Raw genomic sequence first — 12,596 nt, 5'->3', positions numbered from 1 at the left:
CCGCTCCGCAAGGCGCGGGCCGAACGCCGCATGGGCGCCGGACGCGGTGAGCAGCCCTTGCACTCCCGGCTCGGCAGCTGACGACGCGGCGCGCGACGCGCCCGCGATGCAAGAGGGCCGGCGGCTGCCCCGCCCCGGCCCCCTTGGCGGCTCGGCCTGCCGACAACCCGCCGAGCCACTCACGGTACTTCCGGCCCGGCGCCCGCGGGGGCCGCCGCACCCACCAGTACGGGCTCCCGTACCTCCCGCAGGCGGTCGGAGACCACCGTGCCGGGGCCGTCGCCCTGGGCGGAGCGCACATGCACCGTGACCCCGTACCGCCAGGCGTGTTCCACACTGCGCAGTGCCAGCACCCTCGCCCCGGCGGCGGCCAGCTCCCACATCTCCTCGTAGGTCAGGTGACGCAGCAGGCGCGCCGTCGGTACGAGCCGTGGATCGGCGGTGTAGACGCCGTCCACGTCGGTGTAGATCTCGCACACGTCGGCCTTGAGGGCGGCGGCCAGGGCGATCGCCGTGGTGTCGGACCCGCCGCGGCCCAGGGTGGTGACCTCACCGGTCTCCCGGCAGACGCCCTGAAAGCCCGCCACGAGCACGATCGCACCGTGGTCGAGGAGCCGGCGTATGCGCTCGGGCCTGACGTCGACGATATGGGCCTCGCCGTGCACCGAGGTCGTGACGATGCCGGCTTGGGGGCCCGAGAGCGAACAGGCGCGGGCGCCGAGCGCGTGAATCGCCATGGCCGTCAGGGTGTTGGAAACCTGTTCGCCCGATGCCAGCAGCAGGTCCAGCTCGCGCGGCGGTGGAACGGGGTCCACCTCCCGGGCCATCCCCAGCAGTCGGTCGGTGGTGTCGCCCATCGCGGACACCACGACGACGACCTCGTGACCGGCCGTGTGTGCCGCGACGACGCGGCGGGCCGCGTGCTTGATCCGATCGGTGCTCCAGACCGAGGAGCCGCCGTACTTCTGAACGATGAGGGCCATCGGGGACACCTCTCGGCGGGCCGCCCAGGGGCGGCTAACCGGACCGGGCCGGGGTGCACGACGGAGCACTGCACGCGAAGACGGCTTCCACGAGTATCGCGCAGGCCATGTCCACCACCTCGGCGGTGACGTCGAGCGGGGGCAGGATGCGTACGACGGTGTCCTCCCGCCCGCCGCGTTCCACGATGAGCCCGTGGCGCAGCGCGTGGCTCTGGACCGCCGCCGCCATCGCGGTCGCGGGCCTGCCGCCGTCGGGCTCTGCCATCTCGATCCCCCACATCAGGCCGAGCCCCCGTACTTCGCGGACCCCTGGACAGCCGGACAGCGCCGCGAGCCGGTCCGCGATCTGCTCACCGCGCCGCCGTACATTGGCGAGCACGGCATCGCGCCGGATGACCCGGATCGCCTCCACGCCGGCGGCGAAGGCCAGTTGATTCCCGCGGAAGGTACCGATGTGCGCGCCGGGCGCCCAGGTGTCCAGTGCGGCGTCGTACAGGATGACGGCGACCGGGAGGCCTATGCCGCTGAGGGCCTTGGAGGCGAGGATCACGTCCGGTTCGATGCCGTACTGCTCGAAGGCGAACCACGTCCCGGTGCGTCCGCAGCCCGTCTGCACCTCGTCGGCGATGAGCGGGATGCCGAGGGAACGGGTCAGCGACCGTACCCGCCGTACGAAGTCCCGGCCGGGGATCACGACGCCGCCTTCCCCCTGTACGAGTTCGAGGATCACTGCCGCCGGGGGCGGAATGCCGCCGTTGCTGTCGTGCAGCGCCCGCTCCAGTTGTCCGGCACAGTCCTTGGTGCACCGGCCGGGTACCGGATCCGAAGTGCCGCCGCAGGAGCAGTACGGGAAGAAGTGGACGCCCGGCATGCCGTTCGGCACCGGCGCCTTCTGGGAGACCGGGCCGCTGAGAGCCATGGCCGCGTGGGTGCTGCCGTGGAAGGCGCCCTGGAAGGAGATGACGTCGCCCCTGCCTGTGGCGATCTTGCACAGTTTGACGGCCGCTTCCACGGCGTTCGCGCCCGTCGGCCCGCAGAAGTGCATCTTCAAACGTGCTCTCAACTCGGGTGGAATCATGGATAGTTGGGCCTCGGTGAAGGCGTCCTTGGCAGGTGTGGGGAAGTCGAGGCCATGAGTGAGTGAGCGCAGCTGCCGCATCACGGCCTCGACGACGTCGGGGTGGTTGTGGCCCAGCGAGAGCACTCCGGCGCCGCCCAGGAAGTCGATGAAGAGGTTTCCGTCGACGTCGCGGACGAAGCTTCCGTCGCCGTCGGCCAGCGCGATGGGGAGATGGCGGGGGTAGGTACGGGCGTTGGACTCCCGGCGTTCCTGACGCGCGAGCAGTTCCGCGGAGCGTGGTCCGGGCAGGTCGCCCATGACGTGCGGTGCCGTCGGACGGCCGGACAGGAGGGAGATGGTCATGAGGGATCTCCTGGCTTGGTCGGGGCGGTTGGTTCGTCGGCGCGGCGGGGAGCCGCCGGGATGCCCCGCCAGCGGGTTCCCGCGGGCAGTGATTCGCCTTTCATCGCCAGGGACATGGCGTCCAGACAGGCGCCCTCGCCCACCCGCGCGTCGTACAGGACGACGGAACGGGTGCCGACCGAGGCGGCCGCCTCGACGGTGACCCTGGACATCTTCATCACCCGGTCCTCGAACAGATGGGTCTGCAGGGAGGTGACTTCGCCGACGGCCGCGTCATCGCCGAGCCTGACCAGGTCGAACTCGGTGAGAAAGGTGGTGTTCAGCCACACGCGGCGGCCGATGCGGGCGCCGAACAGCCGCAGCACCATGGCCGCCCAGGGACTGCCGATGAAGAGGTTCATCATGAGGGGCGCGACGAGGTTCTCGTAGAGGCCGGTGATCAGTTCGGTGCGCCGTACCCAGACGCTCCACAGCGGTTCGACCCGCGGCCGGTAGCGGCCGATCACCGCCCACTTGAGAGCCACTGCCACCAGGGCGCAGCCCATGTCCGACCCGAGCAGCAGGGCCGGCCCGAGCACGACCACCGCGAGCGGCGGAACCGCCGCTGCCAGCGCTGCCCAGGCGTACAGGAGGCCCAGGAGGCCGAGTGTGCTGCAGGTCGCGGGGAGGGTCACCCGGAAGTACTCGACGGCCAGACGTGCCGCGATGAGTCCCCGCGAGGGCAGGTAGGTGAGCGCCTGCGGGAATTCCTGGCTGGCCTGGCGGCTGGGCAGGAAGATCGCCGGCGAGCCGAGCCAGGTGGTTTCGGGTCCCGTCGCCTTGGGCGGCGCGAGAGAGTGGACGCCCAGCAGACTGTCGTCGCCGAGCCGGTGGGAGCCCGGGACCAGTGCGCCGTTGCCGACGAAGCTGCGCCGCCCGATCTCCGCCGGCGCGATGGCGACACGGCCGCGATGGAACACCGCGGATCCGACGACGCTGACGTCCGCGAGGAAGCACTGCTCCCCGGTGACGAGCATGTCCGGGTCGACGAAACTGACCGTCGCCACCTCCGACCAGCGCCCGGTGCGCGCGCCCATCGCGCGCAGGAACGGGACGAGGTACAGGGTCGAGTACAGAGCCTGGGTCATGGTGAGGCTGATGGCCATCAGACCGTCACTGATCCACTTGCGCACCCCGAATCCGCTGCGCTCCGCGTGGATGCCGGCCGGGGTCCTCGGCATCACCGCCCGCTTGACGACGAGGACGCACACACAGGTGGCGGCGACGACGAGGGGTCCGGCCACCGCCGTGGACGCGATCGCCCATCCGATGCCGTGCCGCACGGCCGTGTACCCGACGAACGTCGCGGCCGCCCCGATGACCAGCAGCGGGATGAACAGGATGAGCAGCGCGCCCGCCACGTGTCCGGCCAGCACATGGACCGGCCAGGGACCGTCGTCGGCCTGCGCGGCCATGTCCTGCAACAGGGCCGGGGGCGCGTCCTGGCGGGTGACGGGGGAACCGGCCCAGTGCTCGTGCGGTGGTACGGCACCGTCCTCGGGTACGAGTGACTGCTCGCCGACCGACGCGTGGTCGCCGATGACGGCACCGGGCTGCACCACGCTGTTGGCCCCCACGAAGGCGCCGGTTCCGATCCGGACCGGTGCCAGCCGCAGCCGGCCACCCTCGACCGCGTACGTCTGCAGGCGGGCGCCGTAGCCGATACTGGCGCCGTCCCCGATCTCCAGCAGGGAGAGCGGGGCGAGCACGGCCTGCAGATGGCAGCCCCGGCCGACGCGGGCGCCCAGCAGCCGCAGGCAGGGAGCGAGCAGCGGCGAGCCGCCCAGGAGGCGCAGCGGTGTCAGGGCCAGCAGCCTGCCGTGGAGCCAGAACCGCAGATAGGTGACGCCCCACAGCGGATAGGTCCCCGCACGGACACCGGTCATCAGCAACCGGCAGACCAGCAGCGGCAGTGGGAGAAGGGTGAGCGCCAGCCATGCGGCCTCCAGGGCGAGGAAGGGCCCCAGCGGCATGTGGACGAGGCTGCCCAGGATGCCGTCGGCCGCCGCCCCCGGTACGGAGCCGTGCCAGGCGGCGTACTGCCGGTACGGCAGGAGGACCACCGTGAGGCCCGGGAGGAGCAACCACGCGTACAGCGCCGCCAATTGCGCCACTCCGCAGGCCGTGACCTGCACGCTGGAACGGCGCTGGACGGGCGCCGCCGACGACGGTCGTGGCGCGTCCGGCGTGCCGAGGCCGGCCTCGATGAAAGCGGCCAGCCCCCGAACGGTGGGATGGGCATAAAGGTCGCCCATGGCCACATCCCTCGAGGGCTCGTCCCGGCGCAGCCGGGAGACGAGGACGGCGGCGGTCATGGAGTGGCCGCCAAGATCGCGGAAGAAGTCGTCCTCGACCGAGATCGGGCCACGGCCGAGGACGTTCTGCCACAGCTCCGCCAGCCGCTCCTCCTGCGGTGTCGCCGCGGAGACGTGCGAGCGGGAACCGCAGGCGAGCGGCCGTGACGTCGGGGCGGGCAGCGCGGCGCGGTCCACCTTGTCGGCGGCGAGCAGCGGAAGCGCGGGGAGGACCTCCACCCATGCGGGGATCATGTACTCGGGCAGCCGGCGGCGCAGCGCCGTGCGCAGGCGGTCACGGAGAACCTCCCCGTCCTCCGCGGCCGAGCGGTCGTGCAGGGTGACGTAGCCGATCAGGTCCGGTGCGGTGCCGTCCCGTTCCCGCGGTGCGACGACCGCGCTCTCGACGGCCTCGTCCTCGCGCAGGATCTCCTCGATCTCGGCGAGTTCGATGCGGTAGCCGCGGATCTTCACCTGGGTGTCGGTGCGGCCCTGGTACTCGATCTCCCCGGTGGCGGTGACCCTGCCCCGGTCGCCCGTGCGGTAGATCCGCGGCACGGCGGCGCGATCGCGCGGCACCGGGTTGGGGACGAAGCGCTCCGCGGTGAGTTCGGAGCGGTTGACGTAGCCGAGCGCCACGCCGGGCCCACCGATGCAGATCTCGCCGCTGTCGCCCGCCGCGACCGGTCGCAGTCGGTCGTCCAGGATGTAGACGCGATACGTGGGCAGCGGAGTACCGATCGTGACGGGCCGGTGCGGATGGAGCTCGGCGCAGGTGGCGGTCACGGTCGTCTCGGTCGGCCCGTAGGCGTTGAGGATGCGGCGGCCCGGACGCCACCAGCGGCGGACCAGATCGGGAGGGCAGGTCTCACCGCTGACGAGCAGGCTGCGCAGGGAGGGGACCTCCGCGTCGAGGGTCGTCAGCAGGGTGGGCACACAGCACAGCACCGTGATGTCCTGTCCGGCGAGGAAATCCCGGAGTTCCGGCCCGGCGAGCCTGGCGCCGGCCGGGGCCGCCACCAGGGTGGCCCCCGCCATCCACGTCGGCCAGATCTCCTCGATGGCGAAGTCGAAGGCGATCGACAGGCCCTGGTACACCCGGTCCTCGGCGGTCACGCGGTAGACCGGGGCGACGACTCGCAGGAAGTTGACGATGCTCGCGTGCGATACGGCGACTCCCTTGGGCCTCCCCGTCGTCCCCGAGGTGTAGACGACGTAGCACTCGTCCGACGGCTCGACGCCGACCGCCGGCCGGATGTCCGGCTGGAGGGAAAGACGGTCCTCGACCCGGTCGACCTCCAGTACGGCACAGGGAAGATCCCCGGTCCGTGCCCGCAGCGCCGACGCCGTCACCAGCTCCCGCAGGCCCGCGTCGTGGGCGATGAAGGCCAGCCGGTCGGTGGGGAAGGACGGATCGAGCGGCACGTACGCGGCCCCCGCCTTGAGCACGCCCAGCAGGGCCACGTAGGTGTCGCAGGAGCGCTCGAGCAGGATTCCCATGCGGTCGCGGGCCGTCGCCCCGCGCGCCCTGAGCAGATGCGCCAGCCGGTTGGCGCGGCGGTCCAGTTCCACGTAGTCGAGGCGCTGCGGTCCGCAGACCACGGCGGTGGCCGAAGGGCTCCGGTCGCAGGTGAGCTCGAACAGGTCGCTCAGGGCTCGCGCCGGTGGCGGGCCCAGGTTTGGCGGGCAATCGTCCCACGGCGGGCTCACGGGGACCCGGGCGTCGTCCACACCGTCGCGGACGTCGAGGAAGATTCGCTTGCTCATGACGTCCTCCGCGAGGTGCATCACCTCACATCTCGATGCTAGGGAGACTGCGGTTAACTCCAGCAAAGACAGGGGTTAGGCGAGGGTAAGTCTCACGGACTTTCTCGCCCGCGGAAGGACGCCGAGGAGTACGAGCGCACCGGCCGTTCCCCTGGAACGTCCCGGCGGACACGGCACCGCCGGTCGGTGCCGGCCTTGGCTCACGGAGGGCTCTGCTGGTTGCGGCGGAAGTCGCCGGGGTTGGTGCCGGTGTGGTGGGTGAAGAACTTGCCGAAGTTCGTCGGCTCGGAGAAGCCGAGCCGACGGGCGATGGTCGCGACGGGTTCCCCGGTGTGCGCGAGCAGACGCTGGGCCTCCAGGGCGACGCGGGCGTCGATGACCTGCTTGACGGGTTGCCCGGTGACGGCCTGGCAGGCACGGGTCAGGGTCCGGACGCTGCAGCCGATGCGCCGGGCGTAGTCCTCGGCGCGGCGGGTGGCGGCGTAGGAGCGCTCCAGTTCCGTACGGAATCGGGTGTAGATCTCGCCGCCGGTGTGCGGGTCCCTTCGCCCGCCCTGTCCGGGTAGCCGGTCGATGTTCAACAGGACCGCGGCGAGCAGGAGTTGCAGGATCTCCCGCGACACTTCGCCGCCCGGCCTGCTGAATTCGGCCCGCATACGGTCCAGCAGGGTGGACAGGGTGGTGTAGTCCTCGCCGGTGCCCAGCTGCCGGCAGACGGGGCCGTACCACTCGCCCACCAGCCGGTCGACGCCGCCGAAGTGGGGTGGGAAGGCGGGTGTGAACAGCAGGTGCGTACCGTTCATCGATCCGGCGCGGCCGAAGCGCTGCACCTGGCCGGGACGGACCCACAGCAGGGTGCCGGGCCGGCAGGGGTGGGTGACGAAGTCGACGGTGTGCTCGCCGCTGCCCTCGGTGATCAGGGTGATGGCGTGGAAGCCGACGCGATGAACCCGCTCCAGACTGCCGTCGCTCACTCGGCCGTGGAGGGTCTCCAGGTCGGTGATCACGAGGCCGGGCACGGGAGCGGCCGGTGGATCGAAGCCGAACCCGGGGATCGGCCGGCCGGCCGCACCGGGGGTGTCGGCGTCCTGGGTGGTCGCCATGGTGGTGATCTCGCTCATGTCCGTGTCTGACCATGAAGGAACTCCCGAGCTCCCAGAATATTGCCCCTGACGGCAGTCCGAATGTGATCGCCCGACGGACCGACCGGTCGTCCGCCGTGCGCGCCCTGACCGCTTCCACGACACCCTTCGCCCACCGGCTCGGATGCCGGCTCCGGCCCCGACCGGCCGTCCCGCTCCCGCAGGGCAGCCGCGCCGCTGGTCGCCGGGGCGGCCCGCACGCCGCGTATGCCCGGACGTTCCCAGGGCATCCGGACTGCGGGAGGTCGAGATGAACACGAGTGCCATGGCGTTGACCGGCCGGGGCAAGGCGCGACGCGCGGCGAGGAGCTCGGTGACACGGGGCGCCGCCCGGGCGGGGCTGACCGCACGCGGAGTGATCTACCTGCTGGTCGGTGTCCTGGCTCTGCGGATCGCCCTCGGCGACGGCACGCGGCAGGCCGACCGCAGCGGTGCCCTGGCCGAGATCGCGGCCGAACCGTTCGGGGCGGTACTGCTGTGGGCGCTGGGCATCGGGGTGGTCGGCATGGCGCTGTGGCGGCTGTCCGAGGCCGTCGTGGGCTCGGTCGGGCCGGACGGCCGCAAGGCGGTCAAGCGGCTGTCGGCGCTGGCCCGTTGTGTGTTCTATGCGTTCGCCGCCGCCTCCGTGCTGTCCTTCGCGTCCGGCGCCGGCGGTGGGAGCCGATCCAGCGACGAGCAGTCCCGGGACGTGACGGCCAGGGCCCTGGGGATGCCGGGCGGCCGGTGGCTCGTGGGCCTGGCGGCGGCCGGCATCGTCGTGGCGGGGGTGCGGATCGGTGCACGGGCCGTGCGGCGCGACTATCACGACAAGCTGAAGCTGGGCGCGATGTCCCCGCGGACCCGGCGGCTGGTGGACATCGCCGGTGTGGGTGGCGGTACGGCGCGGGGGCTGGTGTTCGCCGCGGCGGGGGCCTTCGCCATGCGTGCGGCGGTCGACCACCGGCCCGACCGGGCCAAGGGACTCGACGACACACTGCGCTCGTTCGCCGACACACCGTTCGGGCCGTGGCTGCTGGTCCTGGTCGCCGCCGGGGTCGTGCTGTTCGGCCTGTTCTCCTTCGCGCTGGCGCGCTGGCGCCGGGTCTGAGCCTCGACGGGCCGGGCCACGGCGAGGGGGCGGGCCAGGCACAACGAGCGGGATCGGCATGGCACGACGGGCGGGACGGACCGGGCCACGAGGGCGGGACGGACCAGGTCCACGACGAGCAGGACGAGCGGTCGGACAGGCAGGGCAGCCCAGGCTCGACGGGCGGGACGGACCAGGTCCACGACGAGCGGGACGGGCGGGACGGACCGGGCGGGACGGGACAGGTCAGACGGGCGGGACGGGACAGGTCGGACGGGCGGGACGGGCCGGGCAGGACGGGACAGGTCAGACGGGCAGGACGGGCCGGGAAGCCGGTCCCGTAGTCCGTTCCGGAGAAGGTTGCGGCCGGTGCTCCAGGGGCGTTACCTGGAATCATCCGGCGCGTGCTCAGCGAACCCGCTGCAACCGATGCCCCTGGAGCGGTGACATGCCTCAACCGGCGCCGGGTCGGCCGCTCGCGGCCGTGGGACCGGCCGCGGTGGGCACTCGGCAGTTCCGAGGCCTTCTGCCATCCGGTCTCCGCTCCGTTTGCCTGCTTCGAACGCCGACTTGCTCGCTTCGAACCTCGACGGAGGCGCCGTGAAATTCGGAATCGCGACCTTCATCACCGACCGGGGCATCCGCCCGGTCCCACTCGGCAAGGCGCTGGAGGAGCGGGCTTTCGACTCGTTGTTCGTCGCCGAGCATTCGCACATCCCGGTGGACCGCCGGTCGCCCTACCCGGGCGGCGGGGAGCTGCCGGAGATCTACTACCGCACGCTCGACCCGTTCGTCGCCCTGAGCGCGATCAGCGCGGTGACCGAGCGGCTGCTGCTGGCCACCGGCATCGCGCTCATCCCGCAGCGAGATCCGATCATCACGGCAAAGGAGGTGGCCTCGCTCGATGTGGTCTCGGACGGCCGTGCGATCTTCGGCGTCGGTGTCGGTTGGAACCGTGAGGAGATGAGAAACCACGGCGCCGACCCCTCGACCCGTGGCCGGCTCAGCGACGAGCGGCTGCTCGCCATACGAGAACTGTGGACCAAGGAAAGGGCCGAGTTCCATGGCGAGTTCGTGGACTTCGATCCCGTCTTCTCCTGGCCCAAGCCCGTGCAGCGCCCACATCCGCCGATCTATGTCGGTGGGGGCGAAGGCGCGTTCCCGCGGGTGGCGCGGCTGGGTGACGCATGGCTGGCCAACAGCGTGCCGCCCGCGGCGCTCGGTCCGCAGATCGAACGGTTGCGTTCCCTCGCGGGCCGGGACGTGCCGGTGACGGTGTATGCGGTCCGCGAGGACCCCGAGAAGATCGAGGCCTACATCGCCCTGGGGGTCGAGCGGCTGCTGTTCTACCTGCCGACGACACCCGAACGCGACACGCTGAAGGAACTCGACCGGCTGGCCGAAGTGGCCGCACGCTACCGCTGAGGCGACAGGCAGGGCGTCGGCCTTCGGCACCGCGGTGGCGGCGCGGCCGGGCGCACATGGGTGCGGCAACGGACGGCAGGAGGAACTGCGGGAGGCCACCGTCGGGATGTTCGGCCCCAGGCAACGGGCCGTCGCCTTGATGAGGACGCCGTCCCCGCTCAACCCGTGGCAGGCCCTGGGCCCGTCGTTCGAGTACATGCCCCCGCAGAAGCGTGAGCAGATCCGACAGGAGATCGCCTCCGCCCGCCAACTCCCCCGAACGATCCGGGCTCGGACTCATGTGCGCTGCGCCCTGTTCCAACCACCCTGCCTGGGCGAATTTCGGCCGATCGGAATCCGCTGCTCTCTTCACCACGGCGAACGGTTCCGGAGCAAATGACAGCGATCAGCGACTTCCAGGACCGGCCCGAGCCCCGAGGAATTCATCCGGCGCATCGAAGGGGCGCAACATATGCTCGTGGTCACCGTCAGATCAGCTTGGTGAGACCGGTGTTGGGCGAGTAATGGACGGCGGTCCGCTGAGCACGCCGACTGCAAGATACACGGAATGCGAATGGCCGGATGTCGACCGGCTGACGTTGCGTTGCTCCCTGCTCCAGGAGTGCGCCGGAGCACCGCCTGACCTGCCGGTGGCTCGTTTGCACATAAGTTAGCGCATGGAAACGGTTTGTGATCGCGCGCTCTTCCTGCGCTCCGATGCCCCGTATCCTCCAACCCGCCCGGGACCTAAGTTGGTGAGACTCTCCGGACACCTCTTACCGGCGCACCACCCGGCCGAACTCCCTCAGCCTTTCCACAAGACAGGAGGGATAACCCATGTCCTCCGCCAGCCTCGTGCTGCTCAAAGGCGGCCCCTGTGATGCTCCCCAGGTCGTGCACGCTCCGTCGGGCGGAACGGGCACCCCCGTGAAAGTGATGTACGGCAGCGGATTCGAGCACTACGAATTCACGGGCGAGTATGCCGACATCGGCGAGGGCCCGATGCCGGTCTACCGCTGGGTGCGTCACGCACCCGGTGCCGAATAGCCGGCCTGACAGCTCACCCACCGTGTGTCGCGGACACACCCTCAGCCGCCGCTTGGAGGTCGGCATGACGAATTCACCTTCCCGACTGCCGGATATCGGCTTATCACCCGGGCGGACCCGCGGCGGAGCAAGCGCGCGTGACGTGTTGGTCACCGGTATGGGGTTCTGCCTGCCGGGGCGCAGCCGCCCCGTGTTCACCGCGGACGACATCTGGGAGATCGCGTCCCGAGGTGCGTCGTGCCTGGTGCACGAGGACGTCTACTACGGGGCCGTCGACCTGTCGCCGACCATGTTCGACGCACGGCTGCCGGACGTCCCGCCGACGTTCTCCCGGCACTACACCAACGCCCACCGGTTCGGGCTGATCTCGTTGGTGGAGGCCTGCGCGGACGCCGGGCTGGACTTTCGCGCGGGTGACCTGACCGGGGCGGCCGTACTGACCGGCCGTGGCGGCGTGGACTCCAATGTCGGCCCCTACCTGGCGGTGCTCGAGGCCGACCCGCTGACGACCAGCCCCCAGGAGGCGATGGAACTGTTCGTCCGGGGCCAGCAGGGTCTCACCCCGTCCGATGTCTCGCTGGTGCAGGGCGCGCTCATCAGGTCGACCGGCCCGTCCTTCACCGTGTCCTGCGGTTGCGCCTCGTCGGCGGTGCAGGTCGGCACGGCACAGCGGTTGATCGCCGAGGGCTCGGTCGACCTGGCCGTCGTCTCGGGCGTGGACCTCTTCGGCATGGACGTCATCCTGAACGTCCAGCGGCTTCTGCGGTCCGCCCAGGGCGCCTACGAGAGCGTCCGGGTGCCCGGCATGCCCGAGCTCCTTCCGTCGTTCGACCGTCTGATGCGCCCGTACGACCGCCGGGCGGACTGTGTGAACCACGGTGAGGGCGCGGCGACCCTCGTCCTGGAGTCGCGCAGCCGCGCCGACGAGCGCGGCGCGCGTGCCTACGGGCAGGTGCTGGCCCATGCCATGACCCGCGACGGTCTGATGAATCCGCTGGCCAGCGACGACAGCGGGGTCGCCCTGGTGGAAGCCGTCCGCCGGTGTCTGGGAGATCGCTGGGACATCTCGCAGGTGCCCTACATCCACGGCGGCAGCGACGGCGACGTGGTGGTCACCGCCTTCGAGGCGAGCGCGGTCGAGCAGCTCTACGGCGCCGACAGCGGCGTGGTGATGACCTCCCAGGAGGCCTGCTTCGGGCACAACGGCGCCCCGTCGGGCTGTGTCGGGGTGGCGCTGAGCCTGCTCATGATGAACCGCGGCGAGGTGTGTCCCACGGCGAACTGCGAAGAGCCCGCCGAGGGGCTGCCGTTCGACCCCGTGCCCGGCACCAGCAGCCGGCCCCTGGACTTCGAGTACGCGCTGACCTGCAATTACCAGATCGGAGGCGTGAAGAGCGTGATCCTCGTCGGCAGCCCGGACGCCGTCTGATG

General features: G+C 71.1%; 8 protein-coding genes. 4 read left to right on the top strand and 4 right to left on the bottom strand.

Going from position 1 to position 12,596, the window contains the following annotated elements; all coding sequences use genetic code 11:
* Positions 1–179: 179 nt before the first annotated feature.
* From AAW14_RS04470 to AAW14_RS04455, 4 genes are all read right to left on the bottom strand, one after another.
* Positions 180–983 (bottom strand): aspartate kinase, encoded by an 804-nt coding sequence (locus AAW14_RS04470; RefSeq protein ID WP_265560117.1) that lies wholly within the window; start codon positions 981–983, stop codon positions 180–182.
* 34 nt (positions 984–1,017) lie between these two features.
* Entirely contained in the window at positions 1,018–2,406 is a 1,389-nt protein-coding gene (locus AAW14_RS04465) for an aspartate aminotransferase family protein (RefSeq protein ID WP_265560114.1), read from the bottom strand.
* Entirely contained in the window at positions 2,403–6,506 is a 4,104-nt protein-coding gene (locus AAW14_RS04460; protein WP_265560113.1) for a Pls/PosA family non-ribosomal peptide synthetase, read from the bottom strand. Before AAW14_RS04460 ends, AAW14_RS04465 begins: the two co-directional genes overlap by 4 nt.
* Before the next feature lie 200 nt (positions 6,507–6,706).
* Positions 6,707–7,627: a helix-turn-helix domain-containing protein gene (locus AAW14_RS04455; RefSeq protein WP_416223254.1), complete on the bottom strand. Its 921-nt coding sequence runs from the start codon at positions 7,625–7,627 to the stop codon at positions 6,707–6,709.
* Between the two features lie 271 nt (positions 7,628–7,898).
* Between AAW14_RS04455 and AAW14_RS04450 the strand changes: the two genes are divergently transcribed.
* The 4 genes from AAW14_RS04450 to AAW14_RS04435 all read left to right on the top strand — a co-directional run bounded on the left by AAW14_RS04450 (position 7,899) and on the right by AAW14_RS04435 (position 12,594).
* A complete protein-coding gene (locus AAW14_RS04450) occupies positions 7,899–8,735 on the top strand; it encodes a DUF1206 domain-containing protein (RefSeq protein ID WP_265560111.1) in 837 nt (278 codons plus the stop codon).
* Between the two features lie 579 nt (positions 8,736–9,314).
* Positions 9,315–10,139 carry an LLM class F420-dependent oxidoreductase gene (locus AAW14_RS04445; RefSeq protein ID WP_265560109.1) on the top strand — a complete coding sequence of 275 codons (825 nt, stop codon included), beginning with the start codon at positions 9,315–9,317 and terminating at the stop codon, positions 10,137–10,139.
* Between the two features lie 816 nt (positions 10,140–10,955).
* Entirely contained in the window at positions 10,956–11,165 is a 210-nt protein-coding gene (locus AAW14_RS04440) for a DUF5988 family protein (RefSeq protein WP_265560107.1), read from the top strand.
* A gap of 142 nt (positions 11,166–11,307) precedes the next feature.
* The gene (locus AAW14_RS04435; protein WP_265560105.1) at positions 11,308–12,594 is read left to right on the top strand and encodes a beta-ketoacyl synthase N-terminal-like domain-containing protein; all 1,287 of its coding nucleotides are present in this window, start codon (positions 11,308–11,310) and stop codon (positions 12,592–12,594) included.
* Positions 12,595–12,596: the final 2 nt, after the last annotated feature.

The organism is Streptomyces hygroscopicus (assembly GCF_026168105.1).
GTDB lineage: Bacteria > Actinomycetota > Actinomycetes > Streptomycetales > Streptomycetaceae > Streptomyces > Streptomyces hygroscopicus_D.
The sequence above is the reverse complement of the archived record's forward strand: the minus strand, read 5'-3'. Positions and strand labels throughout refer to the sequence as shown.

Excerpts from the sequence above, each read along its gene's own strand:
- AAW14_RS04470 (WP_265560117.1), bottom strand. The coding sequence starts at position 983 with ATGGCCCTCATCGTTCAGAAGTACGGCGGCTCCTCGGTCTGGAGCACC.
- AAW14_RS04460 (WP_265560113.1), bottom strand. The coding sequence starts at position 6,506 with ATGAGCAAGCGAATCTTCCTCGACGTCCGCGACGGTGTGGACGACGCC.
- AAW14_RS04465 (WP_265560114.1), bottom strand. The coding sequence starts at position 2,406 with ATGACCATCTCCCTCCTGTCCGGCCGTCCGACGGCACCGCACGTCATG.
- AAW14_RS04455 (WP_416223254.1), bottom strand. The coding sequence starts at position 7,627 with ATGAGCGAGATCACCACCATGGCGACCACCCAGGACGCCGACACCCCC.
- AAW14_RS04450 (WP_265560111.1), top strand. The coding sequence starts at position 7,899 with ATGAACACGAGTGCCATGGCGTTGACCGGCCGGGGCAAGGCGCGACGC.
- AAW14_RS04440 (WP_265560107.1), top strand. The coding sequence starts at position 10,956 with ATGTCCTCCGCCAGCCTCGTGCTGCTCAAAGGCGGCCCCTGTGATGCT.